General features: G+C 38.1%; 12 protein-coding genes. 2 read left to right on the forward strand and 10 right to left on the reverse strand.

All coding sequences use genetic code 11. From position 1 onward, the window contains the following. Window positions 1–35 precede the first annotated feature (35 nt). Genes AC6I5C_RS14225 through AC6I5C_RS14235 form a run of 3 tightly spaced genes read right to left on the reverse strand, consistent with a single transcriptional unit; the run spans window position 36 to window position 3,515 of the window. The gene (locus AC6I5C_RS14225) at window positions 36–1,322 is read right to left on the reverse strand and encodes a metal-dependent hydrolase family protein (protein WP_497905731.1); all 1,287 of its coding nucleotides are present in this window, start codon (window positions 1,320–1,322) and stop codon (window positions 36–38) included. Window positions 1,323–1,333: 11 nt separating this feature from the next. Beyond that, on the reverse strand, window positions 1,334–2,353 hold the full coding sequence (gene galE, locus AC6I5C_RS14230) for a UDP-glucose 4-epimerase GalE (protein ID WP_497905732.1): 1,020 nt from the start codon (window positions 2,351–2,353) through the stop codon (window positions 1,334–1,336). 4 nt (window positions 2,354–2,357) lie between these two features. After that, the gene (locus AC6I5C_RS14235; protein ID WP_497905733.1) at window positions 2,358–3,515 is read right to left on the reverse strand and encodes a DegT/DnrJ/EryC1/StrS family aminotransferase; all 1,158 of its coding nucleotides are present in this window, start codon (window positions 3,513–3,515) and stop codon (window positions 2,358–2,360) included. A gap of 135 nt (window positions 3,516–3,650) precedes the next feature. On the opposite strand from AC6I5C_RS14235, the gene AC6I5C_RS14240 reads away from it, so the two are divergent. Together AC6I5C_RS14240 and AC6I5C_RS14245 are read left to right on the forward strand one after the other, a co-directional pair. Continuing rightward, window positions 3,651–4,886, forward strand: a complete 1,236-nt coding sequence (locus tag AC6I5C_RS14240) for a 3-deoxy-D-manno-octulosonic acid transferase (RefSeq protein ID WP_497905734.1) — start codon at window positions 3,651–3,653, stop codon at window positions 4,884–4,886. 118 nt (window positions 4,887–5,004) lie between these two features. Next, complete coding sequence (locus AC6I5C_RS14245; protein ID WP_205625716.1) at window positions 5,005–5,406, forward strand: hypothetical protein; 402 nt, start codon at window positions 5,005–5,007, stop codon at window positions 5,404–5,406. A gap of 158 nt (window positions 5,407–5,564) precedes the next feature. Here AC6I5C_RS14245 and AC6I5C_RS14250 read toward each other — a convergent pair whose 3' ends face one another. The 7 genes from AC6I5C_RS14250 to AC6I5C_RS14280 form a co-directional block, all read right to left on the reverse strand. After that, window positions 5,565–7,217, reverse strand: coding sequence for a sodium/sugar symporter (locus AC6I5C_RS14250; protein WP_053978234.1), 1,653 nt, complete (start codon window positions 7,215–7,217; stop codon window positions 5,565–5,567). A 176-nt stretch (window positions 7,218–7,393) separates the two neighbouring features. Further along, entirely contained in the window at window positions 7,394–8,683 is a 1,290-nt protein-coding gene (gene flxY / locus AC6I5C_RS14255) for a flexirubin biosynthesis putative acyl-CoA ligase FlxY (protein WP_497905735.1), read from the reverse strand. After that, window positions 8,683–10,347 carry a C45 family autoproteolytic acyltransferase/hydrolase gene (locus AC6I5C_RS14260; protein ID WP_497905796.1) on the reverse strand — a complete coding sequence of 555 codons (1,665 nt, stop codon included), beginning with the start codon at window positions 10,345–10,347 and terminating at the stop codon, window positions 8,683–8,685. The genes flxY and AC6I5C_RS14260 overlap by 1 nt, the downstream gene beginning before the upstream one ends. Before the next feature lie 7 nt (window positions 10,348–10,354). Next, window positions 10,355–11,230, reverse strand: a complete 876-nt coding sequence (locus AC6I5C_RS14265) for a cupin-like domain-containing protein (RefSeq protein ID WP_497905736.1) — start codon at window positions 11,228–11,230, stop codon at window positions 10,355–10,357. A 1-nt stretch (window position 11,231) separates the two neighbouring features. Then, window positions 11,232–12,776 carry a phytoene desaturase family protein gene (locus tag AC6I5C_RS14270; RefSeq protein WP_497905737.1) on the reverse strand — a complete coding sequence of 515 codons (1,545 nt, stop codon included), beginning with the start codon at window positions 12,774–12,776 and terminating at the stop codon, window positions 11,232–11,234. After that, window positions 12,773–16,462 (reverse strand): MMPL family transporter, encoded by a 3,690-nt coding sequence (locus tag AC6I5C_RS14275; protein ID WP_497905738.1) that lies wholly within the window; start codon window positions 16,460–16,462, stop codon window positions 12,773–12,775. Before AC6I5C_RS14275 ends, AC6I5C_RS14270 begins: the two co-directional genes overlap by 4 nt. Next, window positions 16,455–17,651, reverse strand: a complete 1,197-nt coding sequence (locus AC6I5C_RS14280) for a DUF2062 domain-containing protein (RefSeq protein WP_497905739.1) — start codon at window positions 17,649–17,651, stop codon at window positions 16,455–16,457. The genes AC6I5C_RS14275 and AC6I5C_RS14280 overlap by 8 nt, the downstream gene beginning before the upstream one ends. Window positions 17,652–17,662 lie beyond the last annotated feature (11 nt).

Genomic DNA, 17,662 nt, shown 5'->3' on the forward strand with positions numbered 1-17,662 from the left:
GTTAATCAAGTATATCCCGATAAAGTTTTACCTTTTTAAGGGGTTGTTGACTTATATATTTCACCCGATTTCATTACAAAGACTACATTTTCCATAGTAGCAATGTTTTCTGTTGGGTCATCGTTTGTAGCAATTATGTCTGCCAAATAGCCTTCTTTAATCTGGCCTAGTTCGTCTTGCATGTTTAATAACATGGCGTTGGTTACCGTGGCACATTTTAAAGTTTCTATGGCATGCATTCCTGCTTCTACCATGTAAGCAAACTCCTTACCATTCTCGCCATGGATAAACACTCCGGCATCTGTTCCAAAGGCAATTCCAACACCTTTTTTGTAGGCTTTTCCAAAAGTAGTTTGAATTTTCGGTCCGATGTCCAAAGCCTTTCCAACAATAACTTCGGGATAGTATCCTGGGATTTTCGCCTTGTCCGAAACTGTTTTTCCTGCCGTAATTGTGGGAACTAGATATACATCATACTTTTTCATGAGCTCCATAGTTTCATCACTCATTAAGGTACCGTGTTCTATGGTTTTAACACCTCCCAAAATAGCACGTTGCATCCCTTCATCGCCATGGGCATGAGCTGCTACATGAAAACCATAATCCTTTGCTGTGTCGCAAATGGTCTTTATTTCTTCTAACGTAAACTGAGGATTTTGTCCACTTTTGGCAACACTCAATACGCCTCCTGTCGCAGTTATCTTTATTAAATCAGCACCATTTTTATAACGCTGCCTTACGGCTTTTTTGGCATCCTCAACCCCATTCACCACACCTTCCTTAGGACCAGGATTTCCAACAAGTTCTCTATTATTTCCATTGGTAGGATCGGCATGACCTCCTGTTGTTGCCAAAGCTTTTTCCGCAGTAAAAATGCGTGGACCAATAACTGTTCCTGAATTGATGGCATTTCGTAAAGACACATTCACTCCCGAGCCACCTAAATCTCTAACCGTAGTAAACCCCGCCATTAAAGTAACCTTAGCATATTGTGTAGAGTTAAAGGCTACATCTGCCTCGTTAAGGGTATATCGTTCCAAATAGGCTTTTGGATTGGTTTCATGCTCAATATGCACATGCATATCTATAAGACCAGGCATGACCGTTTTATCTTTCAAGTCTATCACCGAATCCTTTTCCGATTCCGGTATTACGAAGCCATTTTTTACTGAGACAATTTTATTTCCTGATACAACCACTGTTTTGTTAGTCAAAACTTTTTCGGCTTTCGTATCTACCAGCTTCCCACAATGTAAATAGAGGTCTTGCCCGGTTACCGAAAGTGAAAGTAACAGGATGCACAAGGAAATAAAATGTCTCATTATATTGGTTTTTAAATGTTCCTGATGTGCTTTTCCCACTTCCAAGCAGACTCCATGGCATCATCAAGGCTCAATTCTGCTTTCCAACCCAATACTTCATTGGATTTAGAGGTATCAGCAAAGGCTTGGATGACGTCTCCCGCTCTCCTCTCTGCAATTTTATAATTCAATTTAAGACCAGTCACCTTTTCAAAAGATTGGATCACTTCCAAAACCGAACTTCCCTTACCTGTTCCTATATTGAACACTTCATAATTTTCAGGATTCTTCTTCTCCAAAAGACGCTGTAGAGCTACCACGTGCGCCTTGGCTAAATCTACCACATGGATATAGTCTCTAATACAAGTACCGTCTGGCGTTGGATAATCATCTCCAAAAACAGCCAATTGATCTCTAAGGCCAGCTGCCGTTTGTGTGATAAAAGGTACTAAATTTTGAGGTACGCCTAATGGTAACTCTCCAATTTTCGCACTGGAATGCGCCCCAATTGGATTGAAATAGCGCAGGGAAATAGCATTTAGGTTTGACCTTACCTTACAGGTATCTACAATAATTTCCTCTCCTATTTGCTTGGTATTTCCATAAGGCGACTCTGCTGGTTTTACAGGGGCACTTTCCAAAATTGGAAGCTCATCAGCTTGCCCATATACCGTACAAGAAGAACTAAAGATGAAATTGGCAGAATCCAATTGAAGTACTGATTTCAGAACATAAATTAGAGTATTCAAGTTGTTTTCGTAATACATCAATGGTTCATTGACACTTTCTCCAACAGCCTTACTAGCGGCAAAATGAATCACACCAACAATGTCCTTATGCGCTTTGAAGAATTCTTCTACTCTTGACTTTTCCTTTAAGTCTAATTCCTCAAACAAAGGTCTTACTCCTGAAATAGCCTCGATTCCATCCAAAACCTCAATAGAGGAGTTAGAAAGATTATCGATAATGACTACTTCAAAACCTTTATTTTGCAATTCTACGACTGTGTGCGAGCCAATAAACCCGAGTCCTCCTGTTACCAGTACTTTCATTAAATTATTTGTTTATAAAATTAATAACTGTTGTTGTAATAAAGTCAATTTGTTCCGCATCCAATTCGGTGTGCATTGGCAAAGAAATCACCTCTTTCACCAATTGGTTAGTTACTGGAAAATCCTCTTCATTATATCTTTCATCCTTATATGCCTTTTGTGAATGCAAAGGAATTGGGTAATATACGCCACAAGGAATTCCGTTATCATTTAAGTGTTTTGCCAAAGCATCTCTATCCGTATCCAAAACCCTCAAGGTATATTGATGGAACACATGGCAATCGCAACCATCGCAAATACCTTCACAACAATCACTCACCGTTTTTGGAATAATTATATTTGTTTGTCCTTCAAAAGCTTTGTTATACGCAATCGCCGCTACTTGTCTTGCCTTATTATAAGCATCCAAATTTGGCAATTTGGCATTTAAAACGGCCGCCTGAATAGAATCCAACCTAGAATTAACTCCAACCACATCATGATGGTAACGCTCATACATTCCATGGTTTACAATTCCTCTAATAGTATGTGCCAAATCATCATCGTTTGTAAAGATGGCTCCTCCATCTCCATAACAGCCTAAGTTCTTGGAAGGGAAAAACGAAGTTGCCCCCACATTGCCAATAGTTCCGGCCTTAACTTTTGTTCCATCGCTATAGGTATAATTTGCCCCAATGGCTTGCGCATTGTCTTCTATCACAAACAAATTATGCTCTTTCGCAATTTCCATGATAGCTTCCATATTGGCACATTGTCCAAATAAATGCACGGGTACAATGGCTTTGGTCTTGGGAGTAATCGCCTTTTTAATGGCCTCAATATCAATATTGAAATTTTCGAGATCTACATCCACCAAAACAGGCGTCAGTTGTAAAAGTGCAATCACCTCTACTGTTGCAGCAAACGTAAAATCGGCAGTGATGACCTCATCCCCAGGCTTTAAACCCAATCCCATCATGGCAATCTGTAGGGCATCGGTTCCATTGGCACAAGGAATGACGTGTTTTACGTTAAGGTATTGTTCTAAATTCGCTTGAAACTCATGAACCTTAGGTCCGTTTATATAGGCAGTATTATCCAAAACTTCCTGAATGGAAGTATCCACGACATCTTTTATTTTGGCATATTGACCTTTAAGGTCTACCATCTGTATTTTTTTCATCTGAAATGTAATAATCGTTAAATGTAGAAAGGCCCATTGACACATGCGCCACAAAGGAGCGAATTTACGAAATTCAACGACGACAGCCAATGAATTTATGGTAAAGTAACGTATTTTAGCGGAAACAATTAACAGGTGAATTTATTATATAATTTAGGGATTTTCCTCACGGGAATTGTATTAAAAATCATAGCTCTTTTCAATTCAAAAATAAAATTGGGAGTTGAGGGAAGAGCCAATACTTTTGAAGTTTTAGAAAAATCCATCCTGCCAGGAAATAAAACGCTTTGGTTTCACTGTGCTTCTTTGGGAGAATATGAACAAGGGCTTCCGGTTTTCAAAAAACTAAGGGAACTATACCCAAATCACAAGGTAGTTCTAAGCTTCTTTTCACCTTCCGGCTATGAAATACGAAAGAACTCCGAAATCGCGGATACTGTGATTTACCTGCCTTTAGACTCTAAACGCAAGGCCAAAAAATTTGTGGATTTGGTGCACCCGGAAATCACTGTATTTGTAAAGTATGACATTTGGCCCAACGTGTTAAATGAATTGCAAAAACGCCATCTCAAAGCCTATTTAATTTCGGCAAACTTCAGACCTCAACAGCCATACTTTAAATTTTACGGAGGGTATATGAGAAAGGCTCTAAGTAGCTTTGACCACATTTTTGTTCAAAATGAAAGCTCCAAAATTCTTCTTGATTCCATAGGAATCACTCAAACAAGTATTACAGGCGACACAAGATTCGATCGCGTTTCAGACCAACTCAATCAAGACAACAATTTACCTTTTATAGATGACTTTAAGCAGGATGCACTCTGTGTGGTCATTGGCAGTTCGTGGCCAGAGGATGAAGCGCTTCTTATTCCGCACATCAATGCACATACTTCTGAAAATGTAAAATACATCATCGCTCCTCATAACATCAAACCCAACTTGATTGCCGACTTAAAATCACAGATTACAGCAAAAACGGTTCTCTTTTCAGAAAAAGAAGGCAAGAATCTTTCAGATTACTCAGTATTCATTATAGACACCATAGGCTTGTTGAGTAAAATATATGCCTATGCAGACATTGCCTATGTAGGTGGTGCCATGGGAAAAACGGGACTGCATAATATATTGGAACCTGCCGTTTTTGGCGTTCCTGTTATCATTGGTAAAAACTACCAAAAGTTCCCTGAGGCCCATAACATGATTGCGCATGGCGGAGTTCAATCAATTTCTTCACATTCTCAACTTGACAGCACTTTAACCCAACTCATTGAAAATGAATTTCAAAGAGAAAAACTAGGGTCATTGAACACAGATTTTGTAAAAAAAAATAAGGATGCTGTCATCCAAATCCTAAATTATATTCGTAAATAGAGTGGCGACATTAAAATATTTTTACTAAAAATGTTAAATAATCTTAATATCACTATTGCTAGTTAACGTTTTAGTAGTTAATTTCGCTTTAATTTTTAACACTAAAAAACTATTAACCATGAAAAAATTATTATTAATTCTACTAGCTGTTGGAATTTCATTCACTGCTTGTAAAGAAACCAAAGAGAAAACTGAAGAAGTAACTGAAACTGTAGAAAACACTATGGAAGATGCTGTTGACGCTGTTGAAGAAGCTGCCGAAGCAACAGGAGATGCTGTTGAAGAAGCTGTAGATGCAACTGAAGAAGCAGTTGAGGATGCTATTGACGAAGCTGTAGAAGGCACTCCCGTTGACGTAGAGTCTGTAACTGTTGAGTATGAGTATATGGTAGCTGGAAAATCGGTAACAGGAACTAAAACCTTCACAGGTTCTCAAGAAGAAGTAGAAACTGCAGTTAAAGCGCTTCAAGATTCTTTGACTAAGGTTGATCCTAAAATCAAAGTTTCTGTTAAGGAATAAACACATTACTTCTCTATAAGAAAGCCTCGCAATATGCGAGGCTTTTTTTGTGCAATGACTTTCAGAATGGGCTTGATTTCCTTCCTTTTTATATATACAAAAAGCGGGATCAACTTTCGTTAATCCCGCTTTTAATATGCTTATAAAACCAGTTTTTGTTATTTCCAGAACAATGCATAAAGCACTACCAAGATAATCATTACTGCAAAGGCTCCAATATTAAACACAGGCCCAGTTTTGAACAGTTTTCCTGTTAATGGAATACCTTTAGGGTCATCTTCACCTTTATTCTGCATCAAACTCACAGCAATAATTACAATCATCGTTAAAATAGCCGTATACCCCATTTGATCCATGAATGGTATATCTACGAAGATTGGGCTAGTAGACCATCCTTTAGGCGCCACCTTAAAGTACATTGCAATTGGAATAGACGCTAAAGCTCCCACAATAGCAGCCTTGTTGGTTGTTTTCTTCCAGAAAAGTCCTAAAATGAATACCGCCAAAATACCTGGACTCACAACTCCTGTATACTCTTGGATAAATTGGAACGCCTGATCAATACCTCCTAATAAAGGCGCCATAATACAAGCCACTACCAAAGCTACCGCAGCAGAGATTCTTCCCATAGTTACGGTTTGTTTAGAACTTGCTTCTTTATTGATATACTGCTTGTAAATATCCATTGTGAAAATGGTAGACGTAGAGTTCAACATAGACGCTAAAGAAGATACAATTGCCGCTGCCAAAGCTGCAAATGCCACACCTTTAAGTCCCGCCGGTAAAAACTGTAGCAACCAAGGATATGCCTTATCTGCTTGCTCAGTTGAAGGCAAGTTTTGAAGTCCTGCTTCACCTAAACTTCCTAAAATTTCAGGATTATTAACCATTAAATAAGCTGCAATACCTGGAATTACTACGATTAATGGAATGATCAACTTTAAAAATGCAGCCAATAAAATCCCTTTTTGTGCTTCTCTTAAAGATTTTGCCGCCAAGGTTCTTTGAATGATGTATTGGTTGAATCCCCAATAATACAGGTTAGCAACCCACATACCTCCTACTAAAACACCAATTCCAGGAAGGTTTTTGAATTCAGGGTGCGACTCATCCAAAATCATAGCAAAACGCTCCGGAACAGTTTCGTAAACTGTTTTGATTCCAGCTACTACTCCTTCACCTCCAGACACGGTATTCAATGCCAAATAGGTTGTGGCCAAACCACCTAAAACTAAAAATACTACTTGAATAACATCTGTCCAAGCTACTGCCGAAAGACCTCCGTACAACGAATAAGCTGCCGCGAACAAAGCCAATCCCATCACACCATACATCATAGGAATTCCCATAATGGTCTCAAGTGCCAAAGCACCCAAATAAAGTACAGACGCCAAGTTTACAAACACATACAAGGCTATCCAAAATACAGCCAAAATGGTCTTTAAGTTGGTAGAGTAACGCTTTTCAACGAATTCAGGGATGGTATACAGCCCTTTTTCAATAAAGATTGGAAGAAAAAATTTACCTACAATAAGTAATGTAAGTGCGGCCATCCATTCATAGGAAGCAATTGCCAGTCCTGAGGCAAACCCAGAACCAGACATTCCAATAAACTGTTCCGCTGAAATATTTGCCGCAATCAGGGAGGCTCCAATAGCCCACCAAGGCAAAGACTTACCTGCCAAGAAATAATCTTCGGCATTTTTTTCATGACCTTTTTTATCTCTTGACATCCATAGACCTACGGAAAGAATAAGTATGGCATAGGCGACAAAGATAAAATAGTCTAAAAACTCAAAAGAAGTATTCATAAAGTGTTTTTAAATATGTTAGTTAATTTCAAGGATGAAAGATACTAAAAAGTTACAACACGACTTCCCTTGAAACGGGAATTCCATGACATTTTCACAATAAAAAGCCACCTCATTTTTGAAAAACGAAAAATTAGCCTTTTACATTTTCAGATTCCAAAACGAACAAGGATTCCCTATTTTCTGTTATCGATTACCTTAATGGGTTTACGACTCATTTTTGGAAACTGTAAAGCACTGATATCTTGAGCATCGTGGAATTCAACTTTGGGAGCCACCCGCAATTTTGCCCTGAAATGATCCTTGATGGCTTGCTGCAATTCGTCTGAAGGACTACTGGCCGCAATCTTAATACAAATTTCATCTGTCCCTATCGAATTATTGGAAATTTCCACAATATAACTCTGCACCTCTTGAAAATCGTTTAAAATATTATCCATTGCCGGCGGATACAGAGTCGTCCCCTTGTATTTGATCATTTGTTTTTTCCTTCCTACAACAGGCCCCAAACGCATAGTATTTCGACCACATTTACATGGTGAGGTATGGGCCTTGACCATATCGCCAGTCTTAAACCTTAAAAGCGGCATCCCTTCCACACCAAGAGTGGTAATAGTGAGTTCACCCACTTCTCCATCTATCACAGGCAAATTGTCATCGTCCAAGATCTCTACAATAATCAATTCTGGATGGTGATGCCCTCCTTGCTGATGTTCACATTCTGTGAAAGCTGTATTCATCTCAGTTGAGGCATAGGTAGAATATAATTCAACGTCCCAATTCGAAGTAATTTTTTCAGCAAGTGTATTCAAGGTGAAATCCTGATTTCTTAAGGACTCCCCTATACAAATGGCGCCTTTCACACCTGATTCTTTCAAATCTATACTATGCTGGTTGGCATATTCTATCAATTTCAACAAGAACGAAGGCACGGCTATAAGATAGGTTGGTTTAAATTTTAAAATAGAATCCCACTGCAATTCCGGAATCCCTGCTCCAACTCTAATAATTCCCGCTCCCAATTTACGTACACCTAAAAAATAAGCCAATCCGGCCATAAAACGCCTGTCGATGGTAGTCATAAGTTGCAAAACATCGGTTTCAGCTACCCCTGCACAAGCAAATGAAATAGCCTCATTATAAGCCAAACGCTCCAAATCGTTATCTGTAAGAGCAAAAGTTACCGGATCCCCCAAAGTACCTGAGGTCGTAACATAATCAATCACCTTGCGCTTTGGAACACATAAAAAATCGTCATTGTACTTCTGTAAATCCTCTTTCGTAGTTAAGGGAAGTTTCACCAAGTCTTCAAGAGTTTTAATGGTTGACACATCAATATCCTGTTCTTTAAACACCTTTTGGTAATACTTAGAGTTCGCCTGTAGATAAGTTAAAAGCTCACTTAATTTTTCCTCTTGGAACAACTTAATGTCTGCCAACGACGCTTTTTCAATTTCTGGAATCATTACTGTAATTGTCGTTTTATTTTTTTTATATAATGTTGAATATCCCGCTTATAGGGCACTGTTGAAATTTCTTTGGACAACGCCTTCTCAAACGCATTTTGCGCTGCAGTATAGTATTTTTTTCCGTAATAATATTGCCCTAACAAGTAATAGGTCTCCCAATAATTAGGGTTTGATTTTTGAAACCCCAAAAGCAACTCGGGTTCCAGATGTCCATCATTTTGAATGGCATCTGCCAAGCTTCTACTCAACCCTCGGTATTTCTCATAATTAGCATAGGCCTCAGTAAACAAAAACTCATCAGCTTCTATCATAAGCGCTTTATTTTGTAGGGAAGCTGTCTTTTCATTATCCGTTGCAAACACCTCCTCCAAATCATAAGCTACAAATGCTCCCAACTGATAAGGCGGTGCAGAAACCCAAACCAGCCTCTTTGACGGCTGAAATACAATACCGTGGTGTGCCAACAACTGATTTAGGGATTTTTCATTGCCATAACCAATTAATTCATCATCGAGCCCTTCCTTGTTCCTTAAAATATCCACAGCCACCTCGGGAGACACTTTAGGAACCTCATTTAAAAGCTCTTCCATTCTTTGATACCTGTACATGGAATGACTTTCTGCAATATGTTTTAAATTATCTTCATCATTGGTGTAAGCTTCACTTTGAAAATGATTGGAACAGATCAATTCTTCCGAATTTGCCACTTCATAAACTCCAAAATTTTCTGGAGACACTTCAATAGTTACCGCCTTGTTGTCTGCCGCACTCCCCACAAAAATAGATTCGGACACAAACACCTCTCTTTTTTTGGCAATAGCAATAGCCTCCTCAATGGTAGAAGCATACTGTAAAATTTCACGAGTCACAATGGATATTGGCGTTTTGGCCACCATAGGCACCTTTGATTTTCCTGCATTTATAGTTACTGTCAAACCTTTTTCATTCATTCCAGACACAACCCCAATCATCCCAGCCCAAGTAACCGACATGAATTTGTATCCATTTGTTGGTTTCACAAAGGCTACCAACTTATTTTCAGAAAACTCATCGCCTGCATAAAAGTCAAAATTGCGTCCTATTATTAGGTTTCCATCGTCTGTATTTTTTCCCCACACGGCAAAAGAAGAACAGCCCACCAAAGCCAAATCTTGAAACGCATGGCCTATATCATGGGCACCGTGTAAATATAAAATCCGCAAATAATCATCGGCGACATAATCATAAGTGTCCCCTGCATATTTTGAAAGCCCCAAGATTTCAGCCTTGTATTCTTCCTGTACATGCAAGTACATTTTTCTATTGTACCAGGCCAATATTTTTCGGAGCATGTATTGTTTGAATTTAGAAGGTACCATTTCTTCCACCTTGCCCAAAAGTGCTTCTTCCTGTTTTTCAAATAATTCATGAGTCAAACTTCCAGAAACCATACCCAACTGATACGGGTTTCCTTCCACCGAAAGCTCCCATAACCCTTGTTGATTTTTCATCAACCTATTGGTTCCTGCTACAAACAACGTATCAGCTATTTCTTGCCTATCTGGAATTTGAGAATTGAAACCACTAACATTTGGAATGTCATGCAATGACTTTGAAACGCCACAAGAGGTCATGACAATCAGCATCAAACCATTCAGAGCTAAGAGCCCCTTTTTATACATCATACAACTAAGCTTCCCTTTTTAATAATTTATGAGTTTTTGCTATGGCCAACTCATTTTTGTAATCTATCCATTGTTGCCCTTTCAGTTTACGCATTCCATTTTCAAAATGCCTCATGACAAACACATTGCTCAACATTTTTGCAAAGGTCTTTGGACGCCTTGAAAAGGCCCTTAAGGTCATGGAGAATCCACCATCCAAATACTTTATGTAATGCCAATAGCCGCTGGGCATGTAAAGGGCATCACCGTGTTTCATCTCGACTTGTAAACCGTTAAGATTTTTTAATGCAGGATACGTCTCAAAATCGGGATTGTCCAGATCGATACATTCCAAATTGTGGACGGCATAAGGTATTTTATAAAGGTATTTGGTCTGCTCTGGAGAGAATAACATCACACTTTTTTTTCCATGAAAATGGAAATGCATCAAATCGGCCAAGTCCATATCAAAATGCGGCAACACTTTAGATCCTGTACTCCCAAAAAACATTACGGGCAGCCGCTTGAAAAATTTCAAACCAATATCTGGATATTCAAAATCATTGGCCAAATCTGGCATTTTGTCTAAAATATTATAAAAGAAAATCCTTAAATCTGTAGGCTTGGTTTTTAAAATCTCCATATAGTCATGGAGTTTCATTTTCATAACAGGTTCTGCTGAATACTGCTTTCCTTTTGTAGGTTCGTTATTGTATAAATCTACAACTTGATCACCCGCCCTTTGTTGGATATAATCCAGATTCCATTTTTCAAAAGCAGGCCAATCGCGAGTTAAATTTTCAATTAAAACGGGTATCTGAGGTTTGTAATAATGTTTGACGAAATCTTCTTTCGTAATATTCTTTACTCGTGCTACCGGGGATGTTTTAATTGTTTGCATATTACACTGTTTGCGCTTTTTTGTTTGCTTCCAAAATTTTATCCAGTAAATAGTCCCTTCCCAAAATCTCCGAACAGGTTATTACCGCTCCAATAGTGACCCCTAAAATCCCATGCATATTCAAACTCTGGCCTGTAAACATCAAATTTTCAACCTTGGTTTTTGGGGAAATAAAAGACTGCATGGGCTTGTTTACATCTTTTACGTATCCATACATCGATCCTCTATTGGAAGCTATATAATCACGATAAGACAGTGGCGTTGACGTATACACTTCTTCTATGCACTCGCGTATATTGGAAAATTTCTTTTCAAGTTCATCAATCACCTTTTCGGCCTTTTCGGCTTTGAATTCCTCATAACTTTGCCCTCTCTCATTTTTATGGGCAACAGTATTAAAGGTATTCTCCCAAGGTTGCATTTCTTCATATCTCATATAGGTCATAATGGCAATACTATCACCATATTCCTCATTATTTTTATGCACCCCCATGGACATCATATAACTTTCGGGCCAACTCTCTTCTGTGTAATTTTGAGTGTCCCAAATGTTATTGACATCCTTAAAAAAGTAATAATTTTTATTGTGATATTTAAAAGTATTGGGCTTTAATACCAAATAAACAGTGAAGGCTGCAATGGTACTTTCAATATTTTCGACCCTATTAGTGTAAGCCTTTCTAAACTTATCTTCTCCCACCATTTTAAGGGTCAATTTGGGTTCTATATTCGAAATGAACAAACCGCCTTTTACCTCTGCTCCATTGGTACAGATTACAGAGGCTATCTTACCTTCTTCATAGGTAAACTTTTCCACTTCATGGTGCTTATACACCTCCCCGCCATGCTCCAAAAGTCTTCTCACCAAAAGTTTTGTTATTTGGCTTCCTCCATTCACACAACGATAAGAACTTTCAATAAATGAGTTCACAGATAAAGCATGTACATAAAAAGGCGTTTTTGTAGCATCCCCAGCATACAGATAGTTATTGCCAGACAACACAGCCCTTAAGGTTTCATTATTAGTTAAGGAATCTATATAATCTTTGGCGCCCAAATTAAAAATCTCGGCATCATCATAATACGCCTTCCCTCGTTGCAATGCATACAATGGAAACTTGGCACAAACTTCCCTTAATTTACTACAGTATTTCTTTATGGCGATGCCTTCCTCTGGAAACTGTTCCAAGAGCACCTTTTCGTAATTCCCATATCCCTGAGCATGCCTGTATTCCTTATCATCTCCTTCGAACAAAATGACATCGAAACCGTCCTCATCCATCTTTTTAAGCTGAAGCTCGTCCATGACACCTATGTATTTGAAATATTGATACAGGTTTTGGCCTTCACTCAAGCCGCCTATATAATGGACTCCGGTATCAAAAATGGTTTTGTCCCGAACGAAGGTTTGAAGATTTCCCCCGTATTGATTGTTTTTCTCGAGCACACAGACACTATAACCTTCCTTTGCCAAAATAATGGCAGACACCAATCCACCCAATCCACTACCAACAATAACAATATCATATGACTCTTTTAATTTCAAGCTGTAATGGTTTTGTTTAGAATAACTAGATGCTTTTGTTCAAATTGTACTGTATAATTTTCTAGACTGCAAAATTCTTTAGTGCCCATATTCAAAAGTACGAGTTGAGTTCCTGTGAAATTTTTCAACAATTTCCTTAAATCATTTTCTGGATATCCTCCCTTGTTTAGGATACATGTATCAGCTGGTGCTTTTAATAATTCCTCCATCGACTCTACATAGGCTATCTTACTGTTGTTGTTACTAATATAACTACTTTTTAATATGCCGCGCACATTTTTATCGGTAATACAGCTAAAGATTTTTCGGTCTGGACTATCTAAAGATAAAAGAAAATCCAATTGTCCACAATCTTTTGATAAATGCAAGATTGTAGCACGTTTATCTACTTGATCTAAAATGGTTCTATAGATTTCAGCATTCACCTTCAAATCACTTTTCACTTTGGTATACAAGACATCTCCTTTATACCTAAAATCCTCCAAAACGATGCTATGAAAATACTCCTTACCTTCCAATTGTTGTCTAAGAACCTCATATTCTACCTTAAAATAGGCACTGATATTTTTAGTTTGCTCCCTAGTTGTCTTCCCAAAGTTATTTGTTCCATAAGGAATTCTAGGTAAAACCTTAAGGGTGATTTCTCCATCCTTGATAACAAAACTACCTTTTGGCAATACTTCTGAATTTCCATGAATGATCACAGGGACAACATCCAACTGAAATTGCTCTGCCAAATAAAAGGCACCTTTATGAAAACGCTTAATCTTATTGGTTCTTGATCTTGTGCCCTCAGGAAAGGCCATTAACGAATAGCCCTGATCTACTTTTTGCTTTAGGTGGGAAACCCCATTTTCGATACCACTAGACACTGGATAAAACCCTGCCAATTGTACCGCTTTTCCAAAAATTGGCGAATTATATACCCAATCGTTTACCAAAAAAATGATTTTTGGATGGAGCATCCCAATCGCCAAAATATCCAAGAAAGAGGTATGGTTGGCAATAATTACCGCCTGTTTTTCAAAAGTTTCTTTACTTGGATTAATAATGTTTTTCTTTACAAAGGGATTGGTGTACAACACCGATTTCATGAACTTGGACACCACTTTATGGAACCATTTCATCTTCAATTTTTTACTCATAGGGATCAATGGCATAATCGCAACACTGTACAAAGACAACAACAAGCCCCCCAAACCATAATACCCAAAAGAAACCACCGAATGCAACAATAAACGCAAATTAATTGGTCGCTTTGTTTTACTTCCAATAAACAACCAGAATAATGCCGGCTGAATGGTAAACGACACAATCATGGCCGATAAAATCCCGATAATAGAAACTACTGAAATAGTATATAATGCTGGGTGCTTGGCAAAAATCATCACGCCAACACCCAAAATTGTTGTTATTACCGATAGTATTATGGAAGTTTTATAGGTCACCAGCATAGGCTCCCCTGTGCGGTATTGATGCAGTAATCCATTGGTGACAAAAATGCTATAATCAATCCCCAATCCAAAAATGAAAGACGAAATGATAATATTGAAAATATTGAACTGAACTCCAAAAAGTCCCATTAAACCTATAGTTAAAAACCATGTCAACATAATTGGTAACATGGTAACCAATGTAAGCGACACACTTCTATAAAATAGTAACAACAATAGTACTACTACCAAAAAACAGTAACCCAACAGATTGTTGAAATCGTTTTTAAGATGTCCCAAAAACCGTTCATTCATCTGTTGCCGATCAATAACCAAAACATTAGGTTGGTTTCCAAAAACTCCAAGGGCCTCCTCTACCTGCTCCTCCTTTAACTTAACAAGAGAGGTTACGGTAGTAAAACCATTTTTGGAACTTATATAATCGTCAACAGGAATAGCTTCAATGGCATGATATCCCTCAAGGGACAAAGGCTGAAAATCTGAATTCAAAAGCGCATAGAACTTTCCAAATGTCGCATCCTTAAACCCTAATGGCCTGCTGCTTTCAATAATGTTATTTTCCACTTCATGAATCCTGGAATCATTCCAAAACACACGCCATTTATTGATTTTTGATTGTTGTTGTTCCTGAGATTGCACCAAAGCGCCTAGAGAACTAAAATTAATAATGGCATTCTTTTCTTTTAAAGTGCTCAGCTTTTCAAACACCAAATCGTTGGCTGCAATAGCATCTTGAGGAGAATTCCCATAAGCCGCCAAGTACATAGATTTCGATGCAATATTGGTAAGCGTATCCAAACGCTTTTGAGCGGCCATTAATGCCGGTGGCTCATAATTGAGCTTACTGATATCCTGATTAAATTCCACTTTCGAATAAGTGAATACGCTAATCACAAAACCAATGGCCAAAAGGGCAAAAGCCCACTTTTTACGATGCAAAGGAAACGATGCCAAAGTATCAATCCAAGTAGATTTTGTTGTATGTTTTTGTGATTCCTTATAAACTTGCGGAATAAAAATTAATGCAAATACCGAAGCCCCCAAAACACTAATGGCCGCAAAAACGCCTAAATCCTGAAGGGCCTGCGATTTCACAAACAACAAGCACAAAAAGGCTAAGGCCGTGGTCAAGCTACTCATCAAAATAGGTTTCGTGATATCCTCGTACAAGGCTTTCATGTTACTATTGCTTCTGATATGTGTTAATACATGTAACGAATAATCCAAGGTCACCCCTAGAAGCACCGAGCCAATTCCCAAAGATACCGCTGATATTTTTTCCCTAATAAGGAACAAAACTGCAATGGCTACGAAACCTCCAAACAAAGTTGGCACAAAAAGTATGATAGGTAACCAAAGGCGCTTATAGAAAACAATCAGAATAATGAGCAAAACAGTCATGGCAATCCCAACCGTAAACTGAATATCCTTCTTAATTTGTTTGGCGTTTTCAACAGCAATCAAAGCTCCACCAAAATATTCGCTCCGCACAGTTGTCTCCCTATACTCCAAATTCAACGTCTCTTGGAGACCGTACAATTTATCAGCAAACAAGGTGTTTTGAGCTGTTTCACTCGAACTGAAATTTGGTGTGATAAATAATAACAGATGGTTTTGGTCTTTGCTGAGTAAAAATCCGTTGTACAGCGTAAAATCATCACCAAAACTCAATTGTCTTAGCTTATTCAGTCCCATAAAAGACAACCCTAAAGGATCCTTTAAAATGGTTTGCTTGGCAACAATCCCTGTTGGAGACACCAAGGTTTTATAGTTATTTTTAGTGATCTTCTCAATACTGTCCTTCTCCAATTTCTGCTGAATGACGGCATAATCCTCATCGTCTATAAACAATGGTAAATTTTGATAGACAAAATCCAAGGTTTGTAAAGCTTGTTCGTCCTCAAAACGACCCTGAACATCCTTTATGTAAGGTAAAAAATTGGTATGTATGCTATCCAAAAACTGAGCACCATATTCTGTAAGCACTTCTACAGAACCAGAAGATTCCTTTGAAATATGGACAATGATTTTATCCGCAAAATTGACCGTTTGGAGTACCTTTTGAATATCGGAGTCTTTTTCTTCAACAGGAATAAGTTTTGTAATGTCTTCCTCAAAGGTTATGTGGCTTGCCAACCAAAATAGAGCAGAAACCAACAAAAGGATTCCCAAAAAACTTATGGTTTTTCTTTTGGCAATAATTTGGTATAACCCGTAGAACACTTTAGCCATTCTTTAAAACCACTTTCTTTTTGTCAACAATAGAAAAGAAAAGAAACCCCAATATTCCAAAAACACTGGACATCAGAGCGGCCAAAGCAAAACTCCCTACCAAATAAGCTTCCAGATGTTTGATGACACCAAAATTGGAGGTTACCTCATCTATAGAATACGAAAATTCCACTCCTAATAGATATTGACCAATTTTTGAGCTAGCATATAAAACAAAAGGGATAAAAGGAGGTAAACTTACATTAGAAAAAGCAAAAGCAATGGCCTTGTTCAACTTCAAAAATATGGCAAGAAAAATAACCAATACAGTGTGAAATCCCCAAAATGGTGACAGCCCAACAAACACTCCAAGAGCTATGGACAAGGCTTTTTTACTTGGTGAATCATAACTCCCTAAAAAGTCTTCAACAAAAAAACGCTTAATCCCTTTTTTTTTAAGTTTACGATAAACCTCCCTTGGTTTGATGTAGAAAATAGTCAAGAATACCAACCAAGTATTTAAGATACTAATTCGGGTAAAATCCTTAAATGGTCTAAAGTGAGAAACGCGTTCACTTTCATCGTAAAGCACCTGAATAGGAACATTTTTCACTTCAACATCTCTCCAGGCAGCCTTAACAATCACTTCTATCTCAAATTCAAATTTGGTAGTATAAAAATTGAGCGCCTTTAAATGTTTCAAAGGATAAAGTCGAAAACCCGATTGCGTATCGTCCAATTTGATTCCCGTCTCAAACCAAAACCAAAAATTGGAAAATTTATTCCCAAAACTGCTCTTGGACGGCACCCCTTCTTGACTCATATTACGAGCGCCTATTAACAACAATTCACCTGTAGGATGCTCCTCCAAAGCTTCCAAAAACACAGGGATGTCACTCGGAAAATGCTGCCCGTCCGAATCGATCGTAATGGAATAGTCATACCCCAATTCGGCAGCTTTTTTAAACCCTTCCCTTAAAGCAACACCTTTCCCTTTGTTTTCCGTAAAATGTAAACATTGGATATTGGTATAGGACTGCAGTATAGTTCTCGTAGAATCAGTAGAGCCATCATTTACAATCAAAACCTCATCTGTATACTGCAAGACCCCATCGATGACTCTCTGTAGGGTGCGATGGTTATTGTATGTAGGTATCAACACACAAACCTTTAGGTCTTTGATTTTTTGTGGAATCAGGTCTGTATTCACTTAAATGAAGG

The organism is Mangrovimonas sp. sgz306409 (assembly GCF_059735265.1).

Coding starts and splice junctions, on each gene's coding strand:
- AC6I5C_RS14225 (WP_497905731.1), bottom strand. CDS start 1,322: ATGAGACATTTTATTTCCTTGTGCATCCTGTTACTTTCACTTTCGGTA.
- AC6I5C_RS14250 (WP_053978234.1), bottom strand. CDS start 7,217: ATGAATACTTCTTTTGAGTTTTTAGACTATTTTATCTTTGTCGCCTAT.
- AC6I5C_RS14235 (WP_497905733.1), bottom strand. CDS start 3,515: ATGAAAAAAATACAGATGGTAGACCTTAAAGGTCAATATGCCAAAATA.
- AC6I5C_RS14245 (WP_205625716.1), top strand. CDS start 5,005: ATGAAAAAATTATTATTAATTCTACTAGCTGTTGGAATTTCATTCACT.
- AC6I5C_RS14260 (WP_497905796.1), bottom strand. CDS start 10,347: ATGTATAAAAAGGGGCTCTTAGCTCTGAATGGTTTGATGCTGATTGTC.
- galE (WP_497905732.1), bottom strand. CDS start 2,353: ATGAAAGTACTGGTAACAGGAGGACTCGGGTTTATTGGCTCGCACACA.
- flxY (WP_497905735.1), bottom strand. CDS start 8,683: ATGATTCCAGAAATTGAAAAAGCGTCGTTGGCAGACATTAAGTTGTTC.
- AC6I5C_RS14275 (WP_497905738.1), bottom strand. CDS start 16,462: ATGGCTAAAGTGTTCTACGGGTTATACCAAATTATTGCCAAAAGAAAA.
- AC6I5C_RS14265 (WP_497905736.1), bottom strand. CDS start 11,230: ATGCAAACAATTAAAACATCCCCGGTAGCACGAGTAAAGAATATTACG.